This is a genomic window from Allofranklinella schreckenbergeri (assembly GCF_003703475.1).
In the GTDB taxonomy this organism is placed as follows: Bacteria; Pseudomonadota; Gammaproteobacteria; order Burkholderiales; family Burkholderiaceae_C; genus Lampropedia; species Lampropedia schreckenbergeri.
Genome location: NZ_RDQM01000001.1, coordinates 173490 through 199483, shown reverse-complemented (window position 1 = coordinate 199483; position 25994 = coordinate 173490). Strand labels below are relative to the sequence as shown.

General features: G+C 63.9%; 22 protein-coding genes and 1 tRNA gene. 12 read left to right on the top strand and 11 right to left on the bottom strand.

The window, feature by feature from the left end; genetic code table 11:
• Positions 1–50 precede the first annotated feature (50 nt).
• A complete protein-coding gene (locus EBQ26_RS00840) occupies positions 51–1517 on the top strand; it encodes a TrkH family potassium uptake protein (RefSeq protein ID WP_122237131.1) in 1467 nt (488 codons plus the stop codon).
• An 84-nt stretch (positions 1518–1601) separates the two neighbouring features.
• Here the strand turns inward: EBQ26_RS00840 and mutY are convergent, their stop codons facing one another.
• From mutY to EBQ26_RS00825, 3 genes are all read right to left on the bottom strand, one after another.
• Entirely contained in the window at positions 1602–2810 is a 1209-nt protein-coding gene (mutY, locus tag EBQ26_RS00835; RefSeq protein ID WP_122237130.1) for an A/G-specific adenine glycosylase, read from the bottom strand.
• Between the two features lie 126 nt (positions 2811–2936).
• Positions 2937–4961: a dynamin family protein gene (locus EBQ26_RS00830; protein ID WP_122237129.1), complete on the bottom strand. Its 2025-nt coding sequence runs from the start codon at positions 4959–4961 to the stop codon at positions 2937–2939.
• 209 nt (positions 4962–5170) lie between these two features.
• Complete coding sequence (locus EBQ26_RS00825) at positions 5171–5836, bottom strand: DsbA family protein (RefSeq protein WP_122237128.1); 666 nt, start codon at positions 5834–5836, stop codon at positions 5171–5173.
• 156 nt (positions 5837–5992) lie between these two features.
• On the opposite strand from EBQ26_RS00825, the gene EBQ26_RS00820 reads away from it, so the two are divergent.
• The 4 genes from EBQ26_RS00820 (at position 5993) to EBQ26_RS00800 (ending at position 11870) form a co-directional block, all read left to right on the top strand.
• Positions 5993–7123, top strand: coding sequence for a tyrosine recombinase XerC (locus tag EBQ26_RS00820; RefSeq protein WP_122237127.1), 1131 nt, complete (start codon positions 5993–5995; stop codon positions 7121–7123).
• On the top strand, positions 7116–8501 hold the full coding sequence (xseA, locus tag EBQ26_RS00815; protein WP_122237126.1) for an exodeoxyribonuclease VII large subunit: 1386 nt from the start codon (positions 7116–7118) through the stop codon (positions 8499–8501). Before EBQ26_RS00820 ends, xseA begins: the two co-directional genes overlap by 8 nt.
• Positions 8502–8687: 186 nt before the next feature.
• Positions 8688–10133, top strand: a complete 1446-nt coding sequence (locus tag EBQ26_RS00810; RefSeq protein WP_122237125.1) for an ATP-binding protein — start codon at positions 8688–8690, stop codon at positions 10131–10133.
• 234 nt (positions 10134–10367) lie between these two features.
• A complete protein-coding gene (locus EBQ26_RS00800) occupies positions 10368–11870 on the top strand; it encodes a Ppx/GppA phosphatase family protein (protein WP_122237123.1) in 1503 nt (500 codons plus the stop codon).
• A gap of 186 nt (positions 11871–12056) precedes the next feature.
• On the opposite strand, the gene EBQ26_RS00795 is transcribed toward EBQ26_RS00800, so the two are convergent.
• The 3 genes from EBQ26_RS00795 to EBQ26_RS00785 form a co-directional block, all read right to left on the bottom strand.
• The gene (locus tag EBQ26_RS00795) at positions 12057–12902 is read right to left on the bottom strand and encodes a nucleotidyltransferase domain-containing protein (RefSeq protein WP_122237122.1); all 846 of its coding nucleotides are present in this window, start codon (positions 12900–12902) and stop codon (positions 12057–12059) included.
• 91 nt (positions 12903–12993) lie between these two features.
• Complete coding sequence (locus tag EBQ26_RS00790) at positions 12994–13701, bottom strand: FABP family protein (RefSeq protein ID WP_122237121.1); 708 nt, start codon at positions 13699–13701, stop codon at positions 12994–12996.
• Positions 13702–13781: 80 nt separating this feature from the next.
• Complete coding sequence (locus EBQ26_RS00785) at positions 13782–14807, bottom strand: ribonuclease Z (protein WP_122237120.1); 1026 nt, start codon at positions 14805–14807, stop codon at positions 13782–13784.
• A gap of 172 nt (positions 14808–14979) precedes the next feature.
• On the opposite strand from EBQ26_RS00785, the gene EBQ26_RS00780 reads away from it, so the two are divergent.
• Positions 14980–15492, top strand: coding sequence for a bacteriohemerythrin (locus tag EBQ26_RS00780; protein WP_122237119.1), 513 nt, complete (start codon positions 14980–14982; stop codon positions 15490–15492).
• A 197-nt stretch (positions 15493–15689) separates the two neighbouring features.
• On the opposite strand, the gene EBQ26_RS00775 is transcribed toward EBQ26_RS00780, so the two are convergent.
• Both EBQ26_RS00775 and EBQ26_RS00770 read right to left on the bottom strand, forming a co-directional pair.
• Entirely contained in the window at positions 15690–16892 is a 1203-nt protein-coding gene (locus EBQ26_RS00775) for an RtcB family protein (RefSeq protein ID WP_122237276.1), read from the bottom strand.
• 149 nt (positions 16893–17041) lie between these two features.
• Positions 17042–17884, bottom strand: coding sequence for a hypothetical protein (locus tag EBQ26_RS00770; protein WP_122237118.1), 843 nt, complete (start codon positions 17882–17884; stop codon positions 17042–17044).
• A gap of 151 nt (positions 17885–18035) precedes the next feature.
• Here EBQ26_RS00770 and EBQ26_RS00765 point away from each other — a divergent pair, with 151 nt between their 5' ends.
• Together EBQ26_RS00765 and EBQ26_RS00760 are read left to right on the top strand one after the other, a co-directional pair.
• Positions 18036–18362 (top strand): type VI secretion system membrane subunit TssM, encoded by a 327-nt coding sequence (locus EBQ26_RS00765; protein ID WP_238944040.1) that lies wholly within the window; start codon positions 18036–18038, stop codon positions 18360–18362.
• A complete protein-coding gene (locus EBQ26_RS00760) occupies positions 18355–18654 on the top strand; it encodes a BrnA antitoxin family protein (RefSeq protein WP_238944039.1) in 300 nt (99 codons plus the stop codon). Before EBQ26_RS00765 ends, EBQ26_RS00760 begins: the two co-directional genes overlap by 8 nt.
• 103 nt (positions 18655–18757) lie before the next feature.
• Here the strand turns inward: EBQ26_RS00760 and EBQ26_RS00755 are convergent, their stop codons facing one another.
• The 3 genes from EBQ26_RS00755 to EBQ26_RS00745 all read right to left on the bottom strand — a co-directional run bounded on the left by EBQ26_RS00755 (position 18758) and on the right by EBQ26_RS00745 (position 21577).
• A complete protein-coding gene (locus EBQ26_RS00755) occupies positions 18758–19528 on the bottom strand; it encodes a hypothetical protein (protein WP_122237116.1) in 771 nt (256 codons plus the stop codon).
• A 339-nt stretch (positions 19529–19867) separates the two neighbouring features.
• Complete coding sequence (locus EBQ26_RS00750; protein WP_122237115.1) at positions 19868–21013, bottom strand: slipin family protein; 1146 nt, start codon at positions 21011–21013, stop codon at positions 19868–19870.
• Positions 21014–21503: 490 nt separating this feature from the next.
• Positions 21504–21577, bottom strand: a tRNA-Ile gene (locus EBQ26_RS00745).
• Positions 21578–21971: 394 nt separating this feature from the next.
• Between EBQ26_RS00745 and rtcR the strand changes: the two genes are divergently transcribed.
• The 4 genes from rtcR (at position 21972) to EBQ26_RS00725 (ending at position 25983) form a co-directional block, all read left to right on the top strand.
• A complete protein-coding gene (rtcR, locus tag EBQ26_RS00740; protein WP_122237114.1) occupies positions 21972–23651 on the top strand; it encodes an RNA repair transcriptional activator RtcR in 1680 nt (559 codons plus the stop codon).
• Between the two features lie 176 nt (positions 23652–23827).
• Entirely contained in the window at positions 23828–24382 is a 555-nt protein-coding gene (locus tag EBQ26_RS00735; RefSeq protein ID WP_122237113.1) for a GspH/FimT family pseudopilin, read from the top strand.
• A 26-nt stretch (positions 24383–24408) separates the two neighbouring features.
• Positions 24409–25074 carry a type IV pilus modification protein PilV gene (gene pilV, locus EBQ26_RS00730; RefSeq protein WP_122237112.1) on the top strand — a complete coding sequence of 222 codons (666 nt, stop codon included), beginning with the start codon at positions 24409–24411 and terminating at the stop codon, positions 25072–25074.
• Positions 25075–25104: 30 nt separating this feature from the next.
• Positions 25105–25983: a PilW family protein gene (locus EBQ26_RS00725; RefSeq protein WP_122237111.1), complete on the top strand. Its 879-nt coding sequence runs from the start codon at positions 25105–25107 to the stop codon at positions 25981–25983.
• Positions 25984–25994 lie beyond the last annotated feature (11 nt).

The following is a 25994-nucleotide window of genomic DNA, read 5'->3' as shown; positions in this document are numbered from 1 at the left end:
GCGGCGACAATCCAGCGCCGTTGCGCTTGCTATAGAAATAGTGGTCTTTCATGAGTGATGTCAAACCCGTAGCCCGCCTGTTTGCTGGTTTGCTGGTGATTTTTTCCCTGTGCCTGAGTGCACCCCTGGCCGTATCGCTTTGGCAGCAAGATGGCTTGTGGCTGGATTACGCGGGCAGTTTGCTGGGCGGTTGCGCCATTGGGGGGGTGGTTTTTTACAAGCTGCGCCGGCACCGGCAGGAATTGCAGCCGCGCCACGGCGTGCTGTTGGTGACTTGCGTGTGGCTGCTGCTGCCGCTGTTTGCCAGCGTGCCGATTTGGCTGGCCTTGCGGCAGGTGGGGCAGGACCCGGGCTTTGCGGGCGCATTTTTCGAGGGCGTTTCCGGCTTGACCACCAGTGGCGCCACGGTGCTCAGCAGCTTGCAGTCGCTGCCGTTGTCGCTCAACCTGTGGCGCACCTTCATGCAGTGGCTCGGCGGCATGGGGATTCTGATTTTGGCGGTGGCGATTCTGCCCATGCTGGGCGTGGGCGGCAGCCAGGTGTTCAAGGCCGAGGTGGCCGGCCCGATCAAGGACACCAAGCTCACCCCGCGCATTACCCACACGGCCAAGGGCTTGTGGTCGGTGTATCTGGGGCTGTCGCTGGCGTGTTTCGTGGCGTTCTGGGCTGGCGGCATGGATGCGGCCGATGCGCTGATGCACATGTTCACCACCGTCAGCCTGGGCGGGCTGTCGCCGCACGACACGAGCTTTGGCTATTTCGACTCGCCCCTGCTGGAGGCCATTGCGGTAGGTTTCATGCTCATTGCAAGCTGCAACTTCGCGTTGTATTTCGTGGCGGTGCGCAAGCGCAGCCTGCGCGGGGCCTGGCGCAATGCGGAGCTGCGCGCGACGCTGCTGGCGCTGGTCGGCTCGGGCCTGCTGGTGAGCTTGTTTTTGTGGTCGAAGAATACCTATGCGTTTGCCGATGCGCTGCGGTTTGGCATGTTCAATACCATTTCGCTGGCGACGACCACGGGTTATGCCACCACGGATTATTTGAGCTGGCCCGCGTTTGCGCCGCTGCTGATGCTGCTGCTCTCGGGGGTGGCCAGCAGCGCAGGTTCGACGGGCGGGGGAGTGAAAATGCTGCGCGTGCTGATTCTGGTGCAGCAGGCGGCGCGGGAGCTGACGCGCCTGGTGCATCCTACCGTGCTCAATCCCGTGCGCCTCAACCAGAACATCGTGGAGAGCAAGGTGATTTTCTCCGTGCTGGCGTTCATGATGTTCTACATCACTGCCATCGTGCTGCTGGGGCTGGTGCTGGTGTTTACCGATCTGGATTTGGTCACCGCCTTTTCCGCCGTGATCGCCAGCATCAACTGCACCGGCCCTGGGCTGGGGCTGGTGGGGCCATCCTCGACGTATGCGGTGATGAACAGCTTCCAGCTCACCGTCTGCTCGTTCGCCATGCTGCTGGGGCGGCTGGAGATTCTCAGCATGATGGTGCTGCTCATGCCTTCGTTCTGGCGGCGTTGATTCTGGTGGCGCTGCTTTCCCGATCAAAGGAAATGTTCAATCATTGCTTTGGCAATATGGTATTGAAATTCCCGGTTTTTTTATTCAAATTTGATTGGTAATTCTGCTGCTGGTGCAGCTCTGCTGCGCCTTCAGCCAGGCCAGCAAAGGCGCGGGCGTGGCCACAGCGCCGCTGAGGATGTTGCCCACGGCCACCCAGCGCAGCGGCGCGCCATTCTCTTGCGGCCCGACGCAGAGCGCGGGGCGGGGCTGTGCGCCAGCGTGCGGCAGGCGGGCCAGGGCGGGGATGAGCAGCAAATCCTTGTGCGTGAGCACATGCCGAAAGCCGCTGTGCCATTGCACCGCAGGGGCCGGGCGCGCCGCCTGATCGGCGCCACCGGCACAACCAGGCCAACCGGCCAGGGCAGCGGCTTCGGTGTAATGGGTCAGGCGGGCCAGCAGCGCCTCTTGGCTGGGCAGCACGGCAAAGCAATGCAGCCCCGCCCAAATGCCGCGCTCGGGGCGCTTTTCCAGCAGCACATGCGTGCCGGGCGCGTGCAATGGGCCGTCGGCCAGCACCAGCCAGTACCAGGTCTCGCTGCTGCGTTTGAGTTTGCGGGTTTTGACGGGGTAGCTCAGCACGCGCTCGGTGCGCAGCGCGCGGCAGTCTTGCGCCACGGGGCAGCGCGGGCACTGCGGGCGGCGGGGTGTGCATGTGGTGGCGCCCAGATCCATCAGGCCCTGGGTGTAGGCGGGCATGGCCTGGCGCAAATCGGTATCGGGCGCGGGCAGCAGGCCATCGGCCAAGGCCCAGAGCTGGCGCACATGGGCTGCTTGCGCCAGGTCGCCCTCAAAGGCGAGGTAGCGGGCGACGACGCGCTGGACGTTGGCATCGAAGATGGAGACGCGCTCGCCCGCGCAAAAGGCGGCGATGGCGTGGGCGGTGGAGCGGCCAATGCCTGGCAGGCTTTGCAGGGCCTGGACTTGGGTGGGAAATTGCCCGCCAAACTGCGCCACGACTTGCCCGGCGGCGCGGTGCAGGTTGCGCGCGCGGCTGTAGTAGCCCAGGCCGCTCCACAGTTGCATGACTTCATCGGCGCTGGCGGCGGCCAGCGCTTGCACATCGGCAAAGCGCTGGATAAAGCGCGGGAAGTACGCCAGCACGGTTTGCACCTGGGTTTGCTGGAGCATGATCTCCGAGAGCCAGACGCGATAGGGATCGCGTGTGCCTTGCCAGGGCAGGCCGTGGCGGCCGTGCGTGCGTTGCCAGTCGATCAGGCGGGTGGCAAAAGAGGGCAGGGGCGCGGGGGGCATGGGCAAGGGGCGTGGCGCGGCATCGGGTGCATCAATTCCATTTCATTGGAAATTTGATTTTAATGCCGCGTTGCCGAAATTGGGTGATTTTGTGTCTTTTTGATTTGTAAATTTGGATATCGTGCGCTATGCCTCTGCTGGTGGCCGCGGCTGTGCTGGGGCGGGCTGCGCTGCGCTGGCGCCGGTTTCGATGTTGAGCGTGCGGGTGATGGTGTGCAGCGAGAGTTCGAGCTGCTCGCAGCGCTGCTGCAATTGGTCGGCGATGTGTTTGAGTCCGCCTGCTTCTTCGTGCAATTCCTTGAGGCGCTCGGTCAAATCGAGGTCGGCCTTTTCGATGCGCTCAATGGTTTCGCTGCGGTTGATGAAGTTGTGGCGTCGCTCTTTGAGCTGCACATCCAGCGGCGCGGTGGCGGTCTTGCTCCACAGCTCCAGCTCGCTGGAGGCGGCTTCAAACACCGAGCGCAGCCGCATGGAGATGGCCGAAACCAGCCGTGCGCTGAATTCGCTGGAGGAAAACTTCAGCGCGTTGGTGACGCTGAAGTGGTGCTTGTTGCCGTCGGCGATTTTGTCCAGGTCCAGCATGAACTGGCGCAAATCCACTTCCGTGGGCGGTTGCAGCGCAAAGCCGAATTCGGTATTGAGGCTGTCGTAGGAGTCGGCCAGCATGCGCTGCATCTGGTCGGCAATGGCCTGGCAGCTCTCGATCACTTCCTTGAGGTTGGCAAACGTCTCCAGAAAGCGCTTTTGAAAGCCCAGTGTGAGGATCTTGCCTTGCAGGGCTTCGCCAAGCTGGTTGAGTTCGTTTTTGATGGTTTTGGCGCCCAGTTGGTGGAAGGCGTCGTTGAGCAGTTTGTTTTGCGCGGCGCGCAGGCTGAGGATTTTGCTGACGCTGTTGTCGAACTCTTTGCGCTCGCGCGCGATGCGCATGCGGATGCTGCGCCGCGCGCTGTTGTTCTTGCCTTGCAGGCTGCCCAGCTCCTGGATGCGCTCGGTCAAATCGCGCAGGCGAAAGCCCAGCAGTTGCTTGGCTTCGTTGCGGATGTCGCTCAGCCCGCGCAGCAGCGCGCGGTAGAGGATGACGTGGCGCTGGCCAAGCAGGGTGTCCACCAGGATGGATTCAAGCTGGCGGATGGAGCTGGCGCGCAGCAGTTGCTCGTCTTTGTTGATCTTGGCCAGCAGCGCTTTTTGCGCCGAGACGGCGATGACGTGGTTGGGCGGCACGCCCAGCGTTTGCGCCACGCTGCGGCGCTGGCGCTTGATTTGCTCGGCCTGCTCCTGGGGCGAGGTCAGGCCGTCCCACAGCATGTCGATTTTGTTGAGCACGATCAGGCGCAGGCCCAGCGAGTCCACATGGCGCGAGAGGTGCTCTTGCCAGATTTGCTGATCCGAGCGGGTCACGCCCGTGTCCGTGCCCAGGATGAAGATGACCGCTTGCGCCTGGGGCAGCAGGTTGACGGTCAGCTCCGGCTCGGCGCCGATGGCGTTCAGGCCGGGGGTGTCCAAAATCACCATGCCGCGCTTGAGCAGCGGATGGGGGAAGTTGATGACAGCGTGGCGCCATTTGGGCACTTCGACGGCGCCTGCGGCGTTGACGGGCGGGTTGTCCGATGCGTCCTCATCGTTCCAGAACCCCAGGCGGCGGGCTTCGTCCTGGTTGACTTCGATGACTTCGGTGACGCGCTGCAAGGCGTCGGCCACGCTGTCGGCCGAGCGCGCATCCAGCGCCACGTTGTCCCAGGCGCTGGGCTTGAGTTTCCAGTCGGCCAGGCTGGCGCTGAGCTTGCGCGTTTCGATGGGCAGCAGGCGCACGCCGGGGGGATAGGAGGCGTCCCAGGTCAGCTCCACGGGGCACATCGTCGTGCGCCCGGCGCTGGCGGGCATGATGCGCCGACCGTAGCTGGCAAAAAACAGCGCGTTGATCATCTCCGACTTGCCGCGCGAGTATTCGGCCACGAAGGCGACGGTGATTTTGTCTGCCGCCGCTTGCTCTTGCAGGCGGCTCAGGCGCTCCTGGGTGGCGCTGTTGAGCAGGCCCTGGGTTTCCAGCCAGCCGGCAAAGCCTGCCAGCTCCTGCCCGAATGAGGCACGCCACTGCCCGTACTGGTCAAAACGCTGGTTGAAGGTCTGGCTTTCGCGGCTCTCGCTATTCACGGCTGGTCTCTTTTGGGGAAGATGAAGCGAACAAGGCGGGCATCCTAATGCGATGCCCGCCTTTGTGGGCCTGGGGCGGCCCAGGTTGACAGTTTTCTACAGAAAAAGGGCGCGATTGTGGAGCAAAACCCGCGCTTGTTCGGTGCAGTCCGGGCGGGCTGCTCAACAATCCCGTGCCCTTGGAGCGCAGGCAGGGGCAAGGGCGTGTTTTATCGCGCCGCCAGCTCTGTGCGCGCCTGCGCCACCAGCTCGCGCATTTTGTCTTGCGGGATGCCACCGGGCACCGTCACGCGGCCAATCACATAGCTGGGCGTGCCCCTGAAGCCCAGCGTGCGCGCCAGCTCCACATTGCGATCAAACAAGGCATCCAGCCGGTCGCGCTGGCTGGCCACCCACTGGTTGGCGGCGGGCACGTTCACGCCCTGCGCGGTGAGTAAAGCCTCGACACGCTCCTCATTCAAACGGCCCGAATGCGAGAACAACGCCTTGACCACCTGGGCATAGCGGCCTTGCTGGGCGCTGGCCAGCGCCATGCGGGCGGCATGGCGGGAGCTTTCGCCATACACAAACAAATCGCGTATCACCACGCGCAGCTTGGCGTCCTGCTCCAGCAGCGTCTGGAGGCTGGCGTAGCTGCGCTTGCAGTAAGCGCATTGAAAGTCGGAGAACTTGACGATGGTGGCGTCCCCTTGTGGGTTGCCCAGCGTGGGCAGCAGCGCATCGTGGGTGAGTTCGTGCAGGCTCAGGCGCTGCGGCTGTGCGCCCTGCGCGTTGGGGCCTGGCGCGTGTTGCGCGGTGGCGGGGATGAAAGGCCAGGCTGCGCCCGCAACCAGCAGGGCTCGGCGGGAGAGGGGAGGGGGTGAGGTGAACAACATAGGGGCGCGATGCTAGCGCAAAGGTATTGGGCATAAGCGGGCTGTTTTTGCCGTGCCTGCCAAGGCCGACATCCTGGTGCGGGTGCGAAAGGGGCCGCACTGCCGACATCACCGTTGAGCGTTTCAGGGCCAGCATCAATGGCAAGATGCCCGACCATGAAAAACCGCCTCTCCCGGGCGCCCCAGCGCCACGACCAACCGCCCCCGTCCCCCCCGCCGCTGGCGCCGCAGCTTCGGCAATACCTGGACTATGTGCGTGTGGACAAACGCCTGGCCGCGCGCACCGTCACGCTCTACCACGGCGATTTGCTGCGCTTGCAGCAGGCAGCCAATGCCGTCGGGGTGGATGTTTTGCACTTGCAGCCCTTTCACATCCGCCAGCAGGTGGCGGCCATGCACAGCCAGGGGCGCAGTGCGCGCGGCATTGCGCTCATCTTGAGCGGCTGGCGCGGGTTTTACCGTTGGGCGGTGCGGCAGGGCTGGTTGCAAGCCAACCCGGTGCAAGATGTGCGCGCGCCCAAAGCCCCGCGGCCTTTGCCCAAGGCGCTGGGGGTGGATGAGGCGGTGCAACTGGCCGCCTGGCGCAGCCCTGCGGCTACAGGTGCAGGAACAAGTGCGGGCGGCGATGCAAGCGCGGCAGCCAGCGCAGAGGAACAGGCGCTGGAGCTGCGCGATGCGGCGCTGACCGAGCTGCTCTACAGCAGCGGCTTGCGCATTGGCGAGCTGCTGGGCTTGGATGTGCAAGCCAGCGCAGCGGCTGAGCAGCAGGGGCGCGGCTGGGTGGATTGGCACGATGCGCAAGCCCACGTCATCGGCAAAGGCAGCAAGCGCCGCAGCGTGCCCATTGGTCGCGCGGCCATGCAGGCGTTGCAGGCCTGGCGCGCGGCGCGGGCGCTGCTGCTGGCCCCTGGCAGTGCGGACGAGCCAGCCCTGTTCATCGGCCGCCGCGGCCAGCGCCTGAGCGCGCAAAACGCCTGGAAGCGCCTGCGCCAGCGCAGCCAGCGGGCGGGCCTGAGCGCGCCCGTGCACCCGCACATGCTGCGCCACTCGTTTGCCAGCCACGTGCTGCAATCGAGCGGCGACTTGCGCGGCGTGCAGGAGCTGCTGGGCCACGCCAACATCGGCACCACCCAGGTCTATACCCGTTTGGACTTTCAACATCTGGCCAAAATCTACGACGCCGCCCACCCGCGCGCCCACTTGCCTGGAGATCTGCCCGGTGACTTGCCCGAAGGGCGGGCGGCCGCACCAAGCTTGAACAAGGACGAAACCCAAGATGATGCATAACCCTTGGGGCCCGGGCGAGGGTGCCACCGCCGCCACCGCCGCGCGAGGCGCGCCCCACATCTGGCCCGTGGGCGCGCTGTGCCTGGCCATTGGCGATGCCTTGCAGGCGCGCTTTGGCGCCGTGGCGGTGGAGGGCGAAATCAGCTCCCTGACGCAAGCGGGCAGCGGCCACTGGTACTTCACCCTCAAAGATGCGCAAGGCCAGTTGCGCTGCGCCATGTTCCGGCGCGCGGCCAGCCTGCTGGGCTTTACTCCGCGCGAGGGCGAGCGCGTCGTCGTGCAGGGCCGGGTGGGCGTGTATGGCGCGCGCGGCGATTTGCAGTTGGTGGTCGAGCACATGCGCCGCGCCGGGCTGGGGCAGTTGTACGAGCAGTTTTTGCGCCTGAAAGACGCCTTGCAGCAAGAGGGCTTGTTCGACACCGCCCGCAAGCGTACCCCGGTCGCCGTGCCGCGCGGCGTGGCCGTGGTCACCTCGCCCAACGCGGCGGCGCTGCGCGACGTCATCAGCGCCTTGCGCCGCCGCGCCCCCCACGTGCCCGTGCTGCTGGCCCCCGCGCTGGTGCAGGGCGCGGGGGCGCCGCAATCGCTGTGCCAGGCGCTGCGCACCTTGTACGCGCAGCGGCGCTGGCCCCGGCAAGACGGCGGCGTGGTGGAGGTGGACACCATCTTGCTGGTGCGCGGCGGCGGCTCAATGGAAGATTTGTGGGCCTTCAATGACCCCGCGCTGGCGCGGCTGATCGTGCAAAGCCCGGTGCCCGTGATCGCCGGCGTGGGGCATGAGAGCGATGTCACCATCGCCGACTGGTGCGCCGATGTGCGCGCGCCCACGCCCACAGCCGCCGCCGAGCTGGCGGCCATCCCACAGGCCCAGGCCCTGGCAGCCTGCCAGCAGGCGCACGACCGGCTGGCGCAGGCGGTGGACGAGCCTTTGCAGCGCCACAGCCAGCGCTTGCAGCAAGCCGCCCGCACCCTGGCGCGCCCCTCGCTGGCATTGCTGCGCCACCAAAGCGCGCTGGCCAGCGCCGCCCAGCGCCTGCAATGGCAGGTGCAACGCCAGGGGCAACAGCACAGCCAGGCCTTGCAGGCGCTGGCCCAGCGCTGGCAGGCGGGCGCGCAGCAGCGCGTGCTGCAAGAGGCCCGGGCGCTGGAGCAAGCCGCCCTGCGCCTGCGCATGCTCGACCCGCAGCAGGTACTCGAGCGAGGCTATGCCATCCTGACCACAACCACAGGCCAGGTGGTGCGCGATGCGGCCGCCTTGCAGCCCGGGCAGACGGTGCAAGCGCGCCTGGCGCAAGGGCAAGTGGCGCTACAGGTGCCCAAACCCCGCGCCGTGCGCCGCAAAACGCCCCCGGCCCAGCAGGGTGGCCTGGAGTTGTAATGATTGCAAAACAAAGTGAATTCAACTTGATTGCCATGTTGCCAAAACAGGGTGATTATTATTCCTTTGATTTGTAAAATAAGAGCCCTGGCGGGCTGTGGCGTTGGCAGGCTATGTGCGCCCATTTGGCGCGCTGCACGCCCTGGCGCGCCCCGGGGCCGGGCCTGGCGCGATTAGGATGTGCCCATGATGTGGATGAACTTCGTAATCCTGCAAATCGTTGCCGTGCTGGCGACGCTGTGGTGGTCGCCCTCCTGGCTGCACCTTCTGGCGGCGGCGCTGGCGGCGGCGTGGCTGTGGTGGCTGGGCTGGCTGTGGCAGGGCATGCACTTTCACCGCTGGGCCAGGGAGGAGGGCGCCGCGCCGCGCCGCTTCGTGGGCCTGTGGGCCGATTTGCAATACTTTTGGCGCAAGCAACAGCGCAAGCAGCAAGTGCGCCTGGAGCGCCTGAGCTCCAGCCTTGATGAGCTGCGCATGGCAGTGCAAGCCTCGCCCAACGGCGTGGTGCTGCTCGAAGCCGATTGGCACATCGCATGGCTCAACCGCATGAGTTGCGAGCACTTTGGCCTCAACCCCAGGGATGAAGGCCAAAACCTGCTGACGCTGGTGCGCGACCCCGAATTGGCCAGCTACTGCGCGGTGGGCGACTTTCGCGAAGTGCTCAGGATGGACGGGCGCAGCGTCAGCCTCTCGGACATGGGCCGCAGGCGCTTGGCGATCCAGATCTTCCCCTATGGCGAAGGCGGCAAGCGCCTGCTGCTCTCCAGCGACATCACCCACTTGCAGCACGCCGATGCCATGCGGCGCGACTTCATCGCCAACGTCTCGCACGAAATCCGCACCCCGCTGACGATTTTTGCCGGTTACGTTGAAACCCTGCAAACCCTGCCGCTGGAGCAGGCCGAGCGCGAGCAGTACTACGCGCGCATGCAGCAGCAAGCGCGGCGCATGCAACTGCTGGTGGAAGACTTGCTCATGCTCTCTCGCCTGGAAGGCAGCCCGCTGCCCGATTTGAGCGAATGCGTGGACATGACCGCGCTGCTGCGCGGTTGCCGTGACGAGGCGCAGGCCCTCTCGTGCGCGCTTGCGCCCGAGGCCGATGCCCCCGTGCACGCCGTGCACCTGTACTACGAAGATGAGCGCGGCCAGCGCCACGACCTGAGCGCGCTGGATGCCGCCCAGCCGCAGGCCTGGCCCGTCATGGGCCAACTGGCAGGCGTGGAAAAAGAGCTGCACAGCGCATTTGCCAATCTGGTGGCCAACGCCGTGCGCTACACGCCTGCGGGCGGCGTGATCGAGCTGCTCTGGCGTTGGCGGCCCGACGGCAGCGCCAGCTTTGCCGTGCGCGACACCGGCCCGGGCATCGCGCCCGAGCACCTGCCGCGCCTGGCCGAGCGGTTTTACCGGGTGGATCGCAGCCGCTCGCGCGAAACCGGCGGCACCGGCCTGGGGTTGGCCATCGTCAAACACGTGGCCCAGCGCCACGGCGGGGATTTGCGCATCCAGAGCACCGTCGGCGAAGGTTCGTGCTTTCAAATCGATTTGCCCTCCACGCGCCTGATGACGCCCGCCGCCCTGGCCGAAGCCGAGGCCGAGCGCCAGCGCAAAGAGCGCCTGCTGCAAGGGCGCTGAACGGTCAAGGCGCCCAAGGCTGGCCCAGGCAGGCAGCGCTTGCGCAAGCCCTGCCTAAAAAAGCGGCACGCCAACTGCGCTCATAGGGCCATCCCAGCGCTACCAACCCCTTATCCACAGCTTTTTGCACCGCGAATGTGGGCAAATCGCCCCGGGCGCGGCTGGGCGTTTTCTCGGGGGGCGCAAAGTTCATAACACGCTCTAGAATCGGCCGCTTTTGCCCCTTGAAAAGCCATGAAAGACGGCGAACGCCTGGCGGCGGTGGACTTGGGCTCCAACAGCTTCCGCCTTGAAATCAGCATCTTGCACAACGGCCATTTGCAGCGCGTGGAGTATTTGAAGGAGACGGTGCGCCAAGGCGCTGGCCTGGATGGTGACAACTACCTCAGCCGCGAGGCCATGGAGCGCGGCTGGCAGTGCCTGGCCCGCTTTGGCGAGCGGCTGCGCGGCTTTCGGCCCGAGCAAGTCAGCGCGCTGGCCACGCAAACCTTGCGCGAGGCCAGAAACCGCGCCGAATTCATCGCCCGCGGCCAGCAATTGCTGGGCCATCCCATCGAAGTCATCTCCGGGCAGGAGGAGGCGCGCCTGATCTACCAGGGCGTGTCCTATCTGCTGCCGCGCAACGTGCACGAGCAGCGCCTGGTGATCGACATTGGCGGGCGCTCTACCGAAGTCATCGCTGGCGTGGGCCAGCGCTCGCTGGAGGCCGTCTCGCTGCCCTTTGGCAGCGTCTCCTGGTCGCAGCGTTTTTTCGCCGAGGGCAAGCTCAGCGCCAAAGCTTTTGCCAAAGCCGAAGTGGCCGCCAGCGCGGTGATCGAGGAATACCTGGAGCGCTTTGACCCCTATCCCCGCCAGCACGTCTATGGCGCTTCGGGCACCATGGGCGCGGTCAACCAGGTGCTGCAATCGCTGGGTGAGCCGGGCCTCACCCTCGCGGGCGTGGAGCGCCTGAAAAGCCTGCTGATCGAAGCCCAGCACGTCGATCGCCTGCAATTTGAAGGGCTGCGCGAAGACCGCAAGCCGGTGATAGGCGGGGGCATCTCCCTGCTGCTGGCGCTCATGCGCATGTTCGGCATCCAGGCCATGCAAGCCTCCGACGGCGCGCTGCGCCAGGGCGCGCTGCTCGATTTGGTGCAGCGCGACGACCACGACGCCAAACAGCGCGACATCCGCCACAACTCCGTAGCCAGCCTGATCCAGCGCTTTGGCTACGACAAAGCCCAGGGCGAGCGCGTGGCCGAAGTGGCTGAGGCCATCTGGCTGGCAGTGGACGACGGCCAGGGCCGGGCGGACGATTTGCAACTGCTGCGCTGGGTCAGCCAACTGCACGAAATCGGCATCAGCATCGCGCACGAGCGCTTTCACCACCACGGCGCCTACATCCTGCGCTTTGGCGACTGCCCCGGCTTTTTGCCCTCCGAGCGCGAGCGCATGGCCAGCCTGATCGTGGGCCACCGCGGCAAGCTGAAAAAAGTGGCGCAGGACATCGCCGCCGATGCCGTGTTTGCCCGCCAACTGCTGTGCCTGCGCCTGGCCGTGCTGCTGTGCCACGCGCGCCGCATGCCCGAGCTGGACGCCATCGGCTGGCGTCTGGGCAAAAACCGCCTGGAAGTGCATGTGGACGCGGCCTGGGCGCAGCAGCACCCCCGCTCGCACTTTCTGCTGCAAGAAGAGGCGCTGGTGTGGGAGAAGTACGGCCTGGCGCTGCACTTGGTTGAAAGAGGGCAGGGGGCGTAGCGTTGGCTGGCGCGAAGTGGCTGTAGCCAAACTTTGGCCGCCCTTGCCGACTCATGGCGCCATCGCGCACCGTGCCCGCCAGGGTGCGAGGTGCATTCCCGGGTTATTTTCTATATCAAAAATACAAAAAATTGCCTTATTTAGGCAATTCTGTATTCAAATAGTTTTTATATTGTTTTGTAAAATTCAGGGGCTGTCATGCGTCGTCGCCTGGGCTTCAAAGCGGCAAGCATGGCGATAGAGAAAGGCGTCCAAAGCCGAAGCGTCGCCGCTCGGAGCCGGCGCTTGCAGCGCATGGGCGGCGTGGCGCTCCAGCTCTTGGGTGATGAAGGCGTGCAGCGCCGGGCGGCGCGGGCCTAAAGCCGCTTCGCCAGCGCGCATCTTGAGGGCCAGCAAATCGTTGATCGCCTCCAGCAGCGCGGCGTCGCGCTGCGCATCCAGCGTCTGGCGCGCCAGCTCGGCAAACACCATGGGCGGCGTGCCTGTCGCGTGCTGCTCAATCCAGCGCGCGGCCAGCAGCGGGCGCAGCACGTACAGGTATTTCTTGGTGCGCACCTGCGGGCCTTGCAGGTATTCGCGGAAGTTCTTTTTCGCCATGCTGGCGTAGTGGTACCAGCCGCGCACGCGCGAGAAATGCGTGTGCGCCAGCGCGTGCAAATCGGCCATGGCGGCCTCGTCCTGCCGATAGACGATGGGCGAGCGCAACCACTCCAGCAGCGTGGGGTTGGATTGGTGCAGCAAGCCCAGGGCTTTGCGCAAATCCCAGCCGTTGACATCCAGCACAGCGTCCATGGGCAGCTCAATCACATCGCGCTGCGCCATTACGCTGACGTACCAGGGCAGGCGGTGCACGTAGATAAAGCGCACGTCGTAGTCGCTGTCGGGCGAGGCAAAGCCCCAGGCGCGGCTACCGGACTCGCATGCAAACAGTACGCGCACGTCGTGCGTGCGCTCAATCTGCGCCAGGGCCTCGAGAATGCGCTGGCGTTGCTCAGGATCGACGCGGTGTTCGCACAGCAGGGAGGGCTGCATGGCGTTTTGCTCAGGTATTTCTATATCAAAGGAAATAAAACATCCTTGTTTCGGTATTTTAATAAAGGATGATTATTTCCTTTGATTTGTTTTATTGCGCACCTTGCTGTGCCGCCAACGCCAGGGGGTTGGGGGTGGCATCGGCGATTTTGGTCAGGTGGTTGCGGTCGGTGTGGTGAAACAGCTCGCTTTGCCCCAGGATTTGCATCACCGTATCTTCGTCGTACCACCAGGAGCCGTCGGCGTTGAAGCCGACTTGGATGCGGAACTCCACGGTTTTGAAGGCGTGGTCCAGAAACGGGTTGGAGCAGATGCCAAAGACCGGGTCGCCCAGGCGCGCAACCAGCTCGAACTCATCGGCATCGGGGGCGACGATGCCGCCCGCCATCACCACCATGCCACGCGGAATACTCAAGGTGTGGATGACGGTGTGCGTGGCAGGTTCCCACAGCCAATGGCCGGTTTGGTCGTGGTAGGTCTTGACTTGATCGGGCTTGGTGATGTGGGTGTGGTAGCGCAAACCGTAGAACAACTGCGGGCCATTGGTTTGTGCGTCGATGGGTTGCAGCTCGATGCGCTCAACATAGTCTTGGGTTTTCGGCCCCTGCGCTTTGGGCTTGACATCCACCCCGCGCGTGCCTTGCCAGACGCCGGCCATGCGTGCCAGCGGCCCCAGATTGGCCAGTGTGTCCACATCCCCGCGTGGCTCGGTGTAGATGTCGGCGGGGAATGCGCTTGGCGCGGTTGCGGGGATGGGCGAGGCTGCCGGGCGTGTGGGGGTATCGTGGTTTTGGCTCATGACAGGCTTGAAATGAGAGGGGAAAAATTGAAAAAAACCGCCATTGTGCCCGCCCTGCCAAAAACCGATGGGGCGTTGCGCTATCGCGGTTGTGCGCAGGCGCTTGTGGGCTGCGTGCCCGGTTGCGCCGGCAGGGTGTGTCGGTGCAGGCCGCCATCGAAATCCAGCGTGAACTGATCAAAGTCTTGTGCCAAAAAGGCGTTGCCACCGTAGGCAGCGCGTACCTCTTGCATGAGCAGGCGTTGCTCGGCCTGGCTGTGGTGACGTGGGCTGAAGTGGGTGAGGATGAGATTGGGCAGGTTGGCCGACTGGGCGAAGCTGGCAGCCGCGTGCGCGCTGCTGTGCATGGGGTTTGGCCCGGCTTTTTGCAGCGCGGCCTGGCTGTAGGTGGCCTCATGCACCAGCAGTTGCGCACCTTGGCAGGCGCTGCGCAGCACATCGGGCTGGGCGTTGTCGCCGCCCAGCACGGCAGCCAGGTGGCGCGTGTGGGTGTGCACGAAATCGTGGCTGTGCAACGGGCGGCCCTGGTGCATCACGCTCTGCCCGCTTTGCAACGCGCGCCACGCGGGGCCTGGGGGCAGGCCGATGGCGTGCAGCGCGGCGGCGTCGAGCTTGGCCTGGCGCTGTTGCAGTTCAAAACGAAAGGCGTGGCTGGGCGAGCGGTGCCGTTGCGGGTGGGCGCTCAGGCGCAGTGATGTTGGCCCGCTGGCGGCCAGATGCAAGGGCTGCTCGCGCAGCGTGACGATGTCGGTGAAGGTCAGGGCATAGGGCAAATGCAAGTCCGTGCATTGCTGGGTGGCCTGCAACCACTGCCACACGGGCGGCGGGGCAATCAGGTGCAAGGGCCGCTGGCGCTGGCCCAGCCCGGCGCTGGCCAGCAGGCCAGGCAGGCCATAGCAATGGTCGCCGTGCACGTGGGTGATGCACACGGCGGCCAGATGGTGCAGCGATAAATGGGCGCGTTGCAATTGCTGTTGCGTGCCTTCGCCGCAATCGACCAGGTACCAGCCTGGCCCGGTCATGGGGACATGTACGGCCAGGGCGGAGACATTGCGCGTGCGTGTGGGCACGCCTGCGGATGTGCCAAGAAAAGTGAGCTTGAGCATGATGGGGGCTATCCCATACCACAACTGCACGATGGCTGGCTGGCAGTCTCCGAGCAGCGAGGTATGCCATTGGCAAGAACGTCAAAAAAATGTAAGAAAATCCGCGCCGCGACACAAAGTGGCATGCCGATGCGTGCGTGTGCGCGCTTTTTGTTTTCACCACAGCATTGTCATGAGTACTCTTGAATGGACGCCGGATATGGATACCGGCATTGCCGAAATCGACGGCCAGCATCGGCGCATTGTCGAATACATCAACATGCTGCACGAGGTGCGGCAAACGCCCGATCGCCAGCGCCTGGGCGAAGTGATTGCGGAGATGGTGGACTACACCATTTCCCACTTCGCTTTTGAGGAGGCGCTGATCGAGGAGGCAGGCTACGTCTTCAGCGGCCCGCATAAAAAGGTGCACGAGCTGTTCACGCGCAGGGTGGCCGAGATGCAAAGCCGCTTTGACAGCGGCGAGGATGTGAGCGAGGAGCTGCATGGCATGCTCTCGCGCTGGCTGTTCAACCACATCCGCAACGAAGACCACGGCTATGTGGAGGCGGTGCTGGCCTACCAGCGCAAAGCGCTCATCAAGCAAGGGCTGGCGCCCGCCCCACAGCCCGAGCCAGTGGCGGTTGCGCCCGCCGCCGTTGAGGCGCCGCAGAAGGGCTGGCTTGCCAGGATGCTGGGCTTATAGGCGTGTGGTCTAGTGTTTTCCAATAAGGAAAATGGAATCAATGAATACCTTGCCGTAGCAAGGTATTTTTTTATCCTTTGAATTGGAATTTAAAGTGGGTTGCAGGCGGGTTACTGAACCAGTTGCAGCTCTGTGGCCACTCGCTCCAAAACAGGCATGTTGGCCCTGCCAAACAACAGCGGCAGCGGCGCGCTGCTTTACCCCTTCACGCACAGCACCTGCTTGAGCGTGTGCACCACATCCACCAGGTCGCGCTGGGCGGCCATCACGGCGTCGATGTCTTTGTAGGCCATCGGGATTTCGTCGATCACGGCTTCGTCCTTGCGGCATTCCACGCCTTCGGTGGCGGCGATCTGGTCGGCCACGGTGAATTGCTTTTTGGCCTGGGTGCGGCTCATGGTGCGGCCTGCGCCGTGGCTGCAGCTGTTGAAGCTGTCGGGGTTGCCCTTGCCGCGCACGATGTAGCTTTTGGCGCCCATGCTCCCCGGGATGATGCCCAGCCGCCCCTTTTCGGCGTTGACCGCGCCCTTGCGGGTGACGAACACGTCTTGCCCGAAGTGCGTTTCTTTCTGCACGTAGTTGTGGTGGCAGTTGACCGCTTCCACATGCGTGTCGAAGGGCTTGGCGATGACGTTGCGCAGCGCGTGGATGACGCGCGTCATCATCACCTCGCGGTTGGCGGAGGCAAACTTTTGCGCCCAGCCCACGGCCTGCACGTAGTCGCCAAAGTACTGCGCGCCTTCCTCGAAGTAGGCCAGATTGGCGTCGGGCAGGTTGCGTTGGTGCAGCTCGGCGTCTTTCTTGGCCAGCTCGATGAAGTGGGTGCCGATGGCATTGCCCACGCCGCGCGAGCCGCTGTGCAGCATGATCCACACGCTTTGCGCCTCGTCCAGGCAGATTTCGATGAAGTGGTTGCCGCCGCCCAGCGTGCCCAGGTGCTTGTAGTTGTTGGTGCTGCGGATGCGCGGGTGCTTGTCGCAGATGGCGTTGAACTCATCCACCAGCCGCGCCCAGGCGGCGTCGATTTCCTCGGGCGGGGTTTCCCAGCCGCCCTTGTCGCGGCCGTATTTTTTGGGCGTCATGCCGTGCGGCACGGCTTTTTCGATGGCCGCGCGCAAAGGGGCGAGGTTGTCGGGCAGGTCGCTGGCCGTCAGCGTGGTCTTGCAGGCCATCATGCCGCAGCCGATGTCCACGCCCACGGCGGCGGGGATGATGGCTTTGAGCGTGGGCACCACCGAGCCGATGGTTGCCCCAATGCCGTAGTGCACATCGGGCATCACCGCCACGTGCTTGAACACGATGGGCAGGCTGGCCACGTTGAGCAGCTGCTTGCGCGCTTCGTCTTCCACGGGCACGCCTTGCGTCCACATCTTCACGGGCGCGCCACTGCCTTGCTGCATTTGCAGGTGCTGGCCGTGTTCGCCCTGGATTTCCACGATCTCGGGCTGCGGCTTTTCTTCAGCAGGCGCATGGCGCGATTGCGCGGAGGCCAGGCGGCGGGCGAGGCGCTCTTGCCGGATGGCTTCGGGGTTCAGGTTTTCTTGGTTTTTCATGGTCTTCTTTTTTCATCGCTCGGTCGCTGTTGGCGGGCGCTTTCGGGCCCATCCAGGCGCATGGCGTCGATGCAGTTCTGGATGACTTGTGCGGGGGTGAATCGACAGCCGCATTTCCATTGATCGAAATGCGGGATGCGCGCCGTCTCCAGCGCCAGCAATCGTTGCGCGAAGATCAGGCGGTGCGCTTCATGGCGCATCCATTTGTCCACGCAGGTGATGTAGTCGGGCCGATCCTTAACAAAAGCGTTGTTGACGCGCCCCCCGTCCAGCCAGTAGTCGAACCAGGCCGCGTTGGCGTAATGCAGCGTGGCTTGGGGCGTGGCGGTGCGCAGCCAAAGATCCAGCAAGGGCTGGATGTCAAGCCCGCCGATGTGCAGCATGCGCAGCACGTCAAACAGCGTGCAACCGTTCCAAGGCCCGCCGCGCTCCCACGGATAGCGGGCCAGGCAATCGGCAAACAATGCCTGTGCCACGGCTTGCACGGCCAGCCATTGCGTAGGGCTGAGGCTGCCTCTGGGACAGCGGCCCAGCCGTTCCAAGTAAAGCTCTATCGAGTGGTGAATGTCCACCCCTTGGGCGATCAGCTCCAGCATGCGCGGCAGCAGGTACCGGATTTCGGCTGCGGGCTGCACCTCGCTCTTGGCCGAGAAGTTGTAGTCAAAGAAATGCTCGCGCCCCAGTTGCCGCAGCGGCAGGGTACGCATTTGCAGTTCCACCTCCGGATCGACGCAGCAGCGCGTGCACACGTCCAGCAGCCCGGCAGGCGGCGGGCAGGCGCTGAAAACACGGTAGGCGTGCTCAATGGCAGCTGCCAAGGCGGAAGACATGGCGTTCATGGCTGTTGATTGGCTTCTCGTTCTTCAATAAAGCAACGCACCTGCGCACGCCATGGGCGGCGTCGTTGGGCGCGGCGCTGTTTTTCCAGCTTGAAGGCTTAACCGTCAAACGGATGGGCCGTTTCGCCGGTTCACGATTCATATTAATTGAATGTACAATCAATTTATGCTCACCGTCATTGAAAGCCCCGAATTCCAGGTCAGCGCCGCCAGCATCTGGAGCGAACAAGACCGTTGGGCGCTGATTGACTGGTTGTCCTGCCATCCCGATGCGGGCGATCTGATCCCGCACAGCAAGGGCCTGCGCAAACTGCGCTGGGCGGCCAAGGGGCAGGGCAAACGCGGCGGCGCGCGCGTGATCTACTACGTGCGCAATGCCCGTGGCGAGCTGGTGCTGATCACGGCTTATACCAAGGGCCGCATTGAAAACATTCCCGCGCACCTGCTGCGCGCCCTTGCGGAGAAATACGATGTCTAAAACACCGACCTCCCCTGCCATTGAAGAAGGCATGGACGCCGACACCGCCGCCTTGCTGGCTTCGCTGGAGCGCGGGCTGGCCCAGGCCGCGCGCGGCGAGGCCGCCGCCGTGCACACGCCCGAGGCCATTGCCGCGCGCCGCAAGGCAGGCCGCCCGGTCGGCAGCGTGGCGGCCGTGCACAAAACGCCCGTCACGCTGCGGCTCGATCCCGACGCGCTGGCGCGCTGGCGCGCCTCCGGCAAGGGCTGGCAAACCCGGGCCGCTGCGGTGCTGGCGCGCGAAGCGCCCTGAAAAAGCCGCACACGCTCTGTTCGCCGCCCGCAAAAGCCGGCCCGGGCTTGTTGTTGCGGAGGAAGCATGCCCAGTGTCATGACGGCTGGTCGACTTCAAGTACTCACAGCACTTGCCCACACCGGGCGGCGCGGGCGTAGTCGGCCAGTTCCTGGTCCTGGCCGCGCAGTGATTGAATGAAGCCGTCGATGCGCGCATGGATTTCCCGCTCGCGTTGCAGATGCTCTCCCTCATGCCCCAGTCCATGCAAGGCGGCGATTTGCACGGCGCGGCAAGGCATGTCCAGCATGGCCGAGAGCACGTGCCACATCGCATCGCGCCATACCTTGCCCTCTCGCGCCGAGACCGCGGACAGGTTCTCGAACCGCTGCCTGGCAAGGTAGAAAGTGGGCCAGACGTCGAACCACATGTAGCAGACAAAGCCCAGCCGCCCTGGCTCATGGCCGATGGCGGTGCGCGCATGCGCCAGGCGCGGGCCGATGCAGTCCTGCCAGAGCCTGGGGAAGGCCTGCATCATGCGCATGGCTTCGGCCAGCGGTACGCTGGGGTCGATGGCGGCCAGTGGAATATCGCCCGCATCGTTGCTCATGACATGGTGCAGGCCCATGCCGACTTGCTCGTCGCTGTAGGGCGCCAAGTCGCGCCCCGCGTTGGCAAACAGCACCGTCTGGATGCGCGTCCACTCCAGCGGGGTGGCGTCGAACGGGGCCTCCGTTCCATCCCAGTTCCAGTACCACTCTTGCCCATGCCGGGCAGGCACAGGTCGGTCGAACAGGTAGCGCAAGGCTGCCTGGTATTTGTCTTCTGCCAGACCCATGGCCTGTGGCGTCCAGTCTGGCGCTGTGGTACGCTTGGGTTTACGTGCGCTTTTCATGGGCGTGCCTCATGGTGTTTTTCTTGTGGGTGTTGGTGGACGCGACGGGATTCGAACCCGCATCAGTGCAGCAACCAGGGTGTTCGAATCCACTGGCCCAGTCGGCGATTGGAAACGCGCGCCAGTGACAGACCCGTCATCGGAGCCAGCACCTGCATCCTCAACCTTGCTCGCCAACCAACTTGCCTGCCGCACCCGGTGTTACCCGGACTGCCGGTTGTTCACAAACATTTTTGGCAGTGGCGCTCCCTTCTGTGCCAGCGCGCCCTGAAATCCTTTGTGTGTCAAAAAAACTGTCGGGGCAGGTTGAACGCCGAACGTTCAACGTTCAACCTCCCTTCAACGCAGCTTGACCAGCCCGTTCAAGACCTGATCCAGCCCGCCCACGACGGAGATCTTGTCGATGCGCTCGGCCACGCGCTCCAGGGTTTCCAGCTCTTTCATGCGCAGGGCCACGGGGTTGTCTTCCATGACCTTGGCGGTGTTGAGCAGGGAGCGGGTGGCCGCCGTTTCCTCGCGGCGGCGGATGACGTTGGCCTGGGCGGCCTTTTCGGCCTCGACCACTTGCGCCAGGATGCTGCGCATCTCACCGGGCAGGATGATGTCTTTGACGCCCACGCTCTCCAGCGCGATGCCGCAGTCGGCGAGCTTGGCGCGCACGGCTTGCAGCACGGCGCTGTCGATGGCGGCCTTGTCGTCCAGCAGGACATCGAGCGTGCGCTGGCCGACGGCGGCGCGCAGCGCGAATTGCAGCTCGCGGTAAACGTGCTCGGCCGGCTTGGGCAGTTGTGCGAAGGCGGCCTGCACGTCGGCATAGCGCCACACGGCGGCCAGGTTCAGGCGCAGGCCGACTTTGTCGCGGGTGAGGATGTCTTGCCCGGCGACCTCGGCGGTTTGGGCGCGCAGGTCCACCACCTCCACCGCCAGGCTGCGGCCAAAGCGCCAGAAGCCGTGCACGCCGGGCGCCAGCGCGGCCTGCAACTGACCGTCCAGCCACAGCAGGCCGGTGTGGAACTGCGGCACCTGCGTCAGCAGCACGCCGCCGGCCAGGCTGGCCGGGCCGCGGCGCTCGGCCATTTGTTGCAGGCGCGCGGCCAGCTCGGGCGCGATGCGGGCGTCAGCCGGCAGTGGCAGCACCTCCACGCGCACTTCGTGCAGGTGCTTCCAGTACAGGCGGCGGGTGCCGGGAGGCAGCACTTCGGCCAGCAGGCCGTCCTCGTAGCGCAAGCCCACTTCCGATTCGCCCAGCTCGGCGCGCACGAAGTGCTGGGCCAGCACCTCGGGCTCGTGCGCCATCAGGTAGTCGGCCAGCGGGTGGGTGAAGGCTGGCGCGTCCTGCCCGAAGCGCTGCACCTGCAGCGCCTCGCCCAAGGCCCAGATGCGGTGCTTGCCGGGGCCCAGCACGCGCGCGAAGTCGCCGCCGCGCAGCAACAGGCCGCGCTCGTTTTTGTTCACCTGGAAGGTTTTGTAGCCGTAGGTTTTCATGGTTTTCTTCTCTCTCGCAACAACAACGTCAAAGGGTGCCGAACCTCGCCCGAGAGCCTGTTCAACGTCTCTGCACGGCGGGCCATGAAGCGGATTTGGGCGATCTGCTGCGTTGCAAAGCCTCGCCGGGCCAACCGGCCCGGCTGCGTTTTGCGCCTTGCAGCCCATCCCAAACCGCTTCTTGCCCACTCGCTCCGAGACGCTGAGCAGGCTCTGGCGACGGGCTGGCGTGGCGCGGGCGCGGGGCATGGCGGGCCGGGGTGGGATGGCGCGACAAAACACGCGCATCCGGCCCGGCTGGCCATGCCGCCGCGGCCCCGCGGCCTGCGCCCGGTTGCGTGTAAGCACGTAACCGGACGCCGCCAGCGCAAAGCCGCCAGGGCGTGTGGCTGGCCGGTGCAGCTCAAGGCCCAAAGGCCCTGCTCTGCCCGGCCCGCCACGGTTCGGCGGGTGGTCTTGCGACCGTTTCACTTGTAGCCAGCCTTGCAGCTGGGGAAGGATGGGCGGGAGTCGAACCCGCGACACACGTGTTATCAGCACGTTGCTCTATCCAACTGAGCTACCAGTGGAGGCATGCCCGGAGTCGAACCGGACACGAAGGTGGCCCCAAACGGCCCATGCCGTGTCAGACGCCTACGCCGCGCGGCATACCGGATGCGCAACGCCCATGTCGGCCTCATCAGCCTCAGCGGGCGGCCACCGGCACCGGCAGGGCGGGCCTTTGGCCCCAACCCTGGCCTGCGAGCGACTGGTGCATACGCCTGACGCTCTGGTGAATTGCAAAGGCCGTGCCAGGTCGCCCCAAACGGGTGCAAATCATCTTCAACCCATTGATTTGAAAGAGAAATTATTTTTATGACCCGAAGCGGGAAAGGGCGCAAGGGTGATGGGCTGCATGGCTGAAAATAGAATATTGGCGAATCAATTCATCATTTCTATCTTTTAATCTAGATTCGATATGCGCAAGAAAAACGTCGTCATCGGCTACCTAGGCACACAGCTTGATGCAGGCGGCGGCCGGGGCCGGTGGGAGAAATGGCGGCCCACGGTGTCGCTGGTGCAGCAAACGGCCTGGCCGGTGGACCGTCTGGAGTTGTTCTACGCCAGCCGCTATCAGCGCCTGGCCGACCGCGTGCTGGCCGACATTGCCGAGCTGTCGCCCGCGACCCAGGTCAAGCTCGTCCCGATGGAGGTGAGCGACCCCTGGGACTTCGGCGAGGTCTATGCCGGCCTGTACGACTGGGCGCGCAGCTACCCCTTCGACAGCGCGCGCGAAGACTACCGAGTACACATCACCACCGGCACCCACGTGGCGCAGATCTGCCTGTTCCTGCTGGTGGAGGCGCGCTTCATCCCCGGCGTGCTGCTGCAAACCAGCCCGCCCCGGCGGCAAAACGGCCAGCTGCCCGGCAGCTTCACCCTGATCGACCTGGATCTTTCGCGCTACGACGCCCTGGCCCAGCGCTTTCGTCAGGCCCGGCACGAGGCGCGCACGCACCTCAAAAGCGGCATTGCCACGCGCAATGCGCGCTTCAATGCGCTGATCGACGAAATCGAGCGCGTGGCGGTGCGCTCGCGCGCGCCCATCCTGCTGGCTGGCCCCACTGGCGCGGGCAAATCGCATCTGGCGCGGCGCATGTACGAGCTGAAAAAAGCCCGCCACCAGGTGCAAGGCGCCTTTGTCGAAGTCAACTGCGCCACCCTGCGCGGCGATGGCGCCGCCTCCACCCTGTTCGGCCACAAAAAAGGCGCCTTCACCGGCGCCGCCGCCGACCGCGCCGGGCTGCTGCGCAGCGCCAATGGCGGGGTGCTGTTTCTCGACGAAATCGGCGAGCTGGGCCTGGACGAGCAGGCCATGCTGCTCAAGGCCGTGGAAGAAAAACGCTTCTACCCGATGGGCAGCGACCAGGAAGTGGAAAGCGACTTCCAGCTCATCGCTGGCACCCACCGCGACCTGCGCGCCGAGGTAGCCGCCGGGCGTTTTCGCGAAGACTTGTTCGCGCGCATCAACCTCTGGACCTACCACCTGCCCGGCCTGGCCGAGCGGCCCGAGGACATCGAGCCCAACATCGACCACCTGCTCGCGCGCCACGCCAGCGAAGACGGCCGCCTGGCGCGCTTGAGCAGCGAGGCGCGGGCGCGCTATCTCGCCTTTGCCCAATCGTCCAGGGCGCCCTGGCGCGGCAACTTCCGCGACCTGGCCGCCAGCATCACCCGCCTGGCCACTCTGGCCGAAGGCGGCCGCATCGGCAGCGCCCTGGTCGAAGCCGAAATCGCCCGCCTCGAATGGCTGTGGCACGGCAAGGCCGGGGTCGGCGCTGCGCCCGCTGGCAATGACGCCGATAGCACTGCCACCAACCACGGCAGCGGCGAAGATGCGCTGGACGCACGCCTGAACGCCCTGCTCGGGCCCGAACGGCTGGCCGCGCTGGACCTGTTCGACCGCCTGCAACTGCGCGCCGTTATCGCCCTGTGCCAGCGCAGCGCCAGCCTGGCCGACGCCGGCCGCCAGCTCTTCAACCACTCGCGCACCCGGCGCAGCACCGCCAACGACAGCGACCGCCTGCGCAAATACCTGGCCCGCTTTGGGCTGAGCTGGGCGGCGCTGCAAGAGGGCTTTCAACGTCACGAGTCTTGATCGTGAAGCCCTATGGCAAATGCGGCTGTGCTGTGTTTTGAGTGGTGGGCATTTTTTGCAGGGGCACCAAAAGCGCATATGCCCACTCATCACACAGGCCCTACCGCTAGTCGGTGGGGCATGGCTAGCCAAGGCGGTTTGTAGGGAGAATGCTCGGGATATAGAGAGTTATTGCCATGCGTCCCACTGTCTTATTTCACTTGTCGCCTCGCCGTATCCAGTCGCCAGCAGGTTTCACGCTGGTGGAGTTGCTGACGGTGATCTCCATTCTCGCAATACTGGCTGCAATTGCAGCGCCCAACTTCACTCCCTTGATGGAGCGCTGGCGCGTTCGTCAAGCCAGCGAAATTTTTCAGTCCACGCTGTATTTCGCTCGCTCCGAAGCCATCAAGCGCGGTGGGGCCGTGATCGAGAGCTTGCCAAGCGGTTCGTGTAGTGCAAATGGATGGAATTGCGGGTGGCAGGTTTGCGTCGATACCAATGGCGATGAAGCCTGTGACAGCGGCGTGCCCATTTTGCAGCGCTACGACGCTCCCGCCAAAGTGGCGATTACGCGTACTGGTACGGATACCGGAAAGATCAGAGTGGATTCCCGTGGAACTTTTGGCGCTGCATTTGGTTTTAGCGTGACGCCGGCGGGCAAGACGGTGAGCGATCCTTCTGCGATGAATATTTGTATCAGCCCAGGCGGCACTGTTCGCGTCCATCCTTCGGCAGGGTCGACTTGTTAATTGGCTACTTATTGGGTGAGTCATTTATGAAACAGCCAAATTTCCCCTCCATTGCACGCCAAAACGGTGTTTCTCTGATTGAGGCCCTGGTTGCCGTTTTGGTGACGGCTTTAGGCATTCTGGGCATACTGGGTATGCAGATGCGCACCATGAACAATACGCAGGCTGCGGTGCGGCAAGCGCAAGCTATTCGGTTGGTTGAAAACCTGAGTGAGCGTTTGCGCATGAATCCCAATTCTTTTTCCTCTGGCACAGCATCCAAGTATCTGGTTGGCTGGGGAGATAATGGGACGCAGGTCAATTGCACGAATGGGTGCGATTCTGCAACCTTGGCTCAATGGGATATTGAGCAATGGAAAAAAAATGTGACGGAAATTTTGCCTTTGGCGGATGCAAATGTATTTTTTGTGAATGATGAAAGCGGGACATCTGCCGGAAATAATCGCCAGCTTGGCGTCATGATTTCCTGGAGAGAAAATGAATCTGCTGGTGTCTCTGAGGAAACCAATTTCAATAAATATTTTCGGCTTTCCAGTCGGAATGCAAGCGGGGCTGTCGTTGCCTGCCCTGCAGGGCGCACCTGCTATCTTCAATTCATTCAATTGGCGGCGCGCTGCACTGCCAACTCAAACTCAGGCGTTGCACGGCCTTACTGTGCAGATGGCAGCGTGAAACAGATTAACAACTCCTGAAATCGAGTTTTTTATTGGTGGGGGATTGATATGTTGCGAAAATCCTTGATAACTTCGGGCCTGCCAAGAGAGCATTCTGAAATAGCTTTTGTGAGGCATCAAGCTGGCGTGACGCTTGTGGAATTGATGGTGGGTATCACCATCGGGATGCTGATTGTGGCGGTGGCAATGGGTGCAGTCATAGTGTCCCGTGGGGCGACCACTACGGTGAGCGAGGCGGCCCAGCTTCAGCAGCAGGCTTCGTATGCTTTCCGTGTGCTGGGGCAGCAAATCCGCCAAGCAGGTTCGTTGGAGCTGAATTTGGATGTGGAAACCGGCCAAGGGACCAGCGCTAGTTTATCGCCGAATACGAAGGTGGCGTTTCAGGTTGGCTATAACCAATGGAGCCAAATCATTAATGGCATAGATGCGCCTAATGCCACTGAATTTGCGTTGAGTGTAGGGCACCAAAACTATGCAGAACGATTAACAGGCGCTTCTGCTCCAGGGAGCTTATTTAGAGATTGCCTTGGAGAAGGAGGGGGCGCCACTTCTTCCGGTGGCGCCAATTTCCCTCGAATTATCAGCCGCTTTGCTTTGCGCGGTAACGAGTTGGTTTGCAGTGGCGTGGGGGGGCAGCCTCAAGCCATTATTCAGGATGTCGCGGATTTTCAGGTTCGCTATTACGTTCAGGCTGGTGCAGCCAGCGGCACACCCACGATTCAGCGGGCTTTAGCCTCTGAAGTGACCAATTGGGCTGATGTGATTGCGGTGGAGGTCTGTCTGGATATGGTGGGTTCGCGCCCTGTGGATGTGCCTGCAGCTTCTCGGTACATGAACTGCCAGAATACGCAAGTAAACTATGGAAATCGCCTGCATCAGGTGTACCGCAACGTTTTCCAGCTACGCAGCCAAGGCGTTTTGGGCTGATAACAGCACTG

Bases quoted from the DNA above. Each gene is read 5' to 3' on its own strand.
- EBQ26_RS00780 (WP_122237119.1), top strand. From the start codon at position 14,980: ATGAGTACTCTTGAATGGACGCCGGATATGGATACCGGCATTGCCGAA.
- EBQ26_RS00760 (WP_238944039.1), top strand. From the start codon at position 18,355: ATGTCTAAAACACCGACCTCCCCTGCCATTGAAGAAGGCATGGACGCC.
- xseA (WP_122237126.1), top strand. From the start codon at position 7,116: ATGCATAACCCTTGGGGCCCGGGCGAGGGTGCCACCGCCGCCACCGCC.
- EBQ26_RS00795 (WP_122237122.1), bottom strand. From the start codon at position 12,902: ATGCAGCCCTCCCTGCTGTGCGAACACCGCGTCGATCCTGAGCAACGC.
- EBQ26_RS00725 (WP_122237111.1), top strand. From the start codon at position 25,105: ATGTTGCGAAAATCCTTGATAACTTCGGGCCTGCCAAGAGAGCATTCT.
- EBQ26_RS00810 (WP_122237125.1), top strand. From the start codon at position 8,688: ATGATGTGGATGAACTTCGTAATCCTGCAAATCGTTGCCGTGCTGGCG.
- pilV (WP_122237112.1), top strand. From the start codon at position 24,409: ATGAAACAGCCAAATTTCCCCTCCATTGCACGCCAAAACGGTGTTTCT.
- EBQ26_RS00820 (WP_122237127.1), top strand. From the start codon at position 5,993: ATGAAAAACCGCCTCTCCCGGGCGCCCCAGCGCCACGACCAACCGCCC.
- EBQ26_RS00840 (WP_122237131.1), top strand. From the start codon at position 51: ATGAGTGATGTCAAACCCGTAGCCCGCCTGTTTGCTGGTTTGCTGGTG.
- EBQ26_RS00755 (WP_122237116.1), bottom strand. From the start codon at position 19,528: ATGAAAAGCGCACGTAAACCCAAGCGTACCACAGCGCCAGACTGGACG.
- EBQ26_RS00775 (WP_122237276.1), bottom strand. From the start codon at position 16,892: ATGCAGCAAGGCAGTGGCGCGCCCGTGAAGATGTGGACGCAAGGCGTG.
- EBQ26_RS00750 (WP_122237115.1), bottom strand. From the start codon at position 21,013: ATGAAAACCTACGGCTACAAAACCTTCCAGGTGAACAAAAACGAGCGC.
- EBQ26_RS00735 (WP_122237113.1), top strand. From the start codon at position 23,828: ATGCGTCCCACTGTCTTATTTCACTTGTCGCCTCGCCGTATCCAGTCG.
- EBQ26_RS00765 (WP_238944040.1), top strand. From the start codon at position 18,036: ATGTACAATCAATTTATGCTCACCGTCATTGAAAGCCCCGAATTCCAG.
- EBQ26_RS00800 (WP_122237123.1), top strand. From the start codon at position 10,368: ATGAAAGACGGCGAACGCCTGGCGGCGGTGGACTTGGGCTCCAACAGC.
- EBQ26_RS00790 (WP_122237121.1), bottom strand. From the start codon at position 13,701: ATGAGCCAAAACCACGATACCCCCACACGCCCGGCAGCCTCGCCCATC.
- rtcR (WP_122237114.1), top strand. From the start codon at position 21,972: ATGCGCAAGAAAAACGTCGTCATCGGCTACCTAGGCACACAGCTTGAT.
- EBQ26_RS00770 (WP_122237118.1), bottom strand. From the start codon at position 17,884: ATGAACGCCATGTCTTCCGCCTTGGCAGCTGCCATTGAGCACGCCTAC.
- mutY (WP_122237130.1), bottom strand. From the start codon at position 2,810: ATGCCCCCCGCGCCCCTGCCCTCTTTTGCCACCCGCCTGATCGACTGG.
- EBQ26_RS00825 (WP_122237128.1), bottom strand. From the start codon at position 5,836: ATGTTGTTCACCTCACCCCCTCCCCTCTCCCGCCGAGCCCTGCTGGTT.
- EBQ26_RS00785 (WP_122237120.1), bottom strand. From the start codon at position 14,807: ATGCTCAAGCTCACTTTTCTTGGCACATCCGCAGGCGTGCCCACACGC.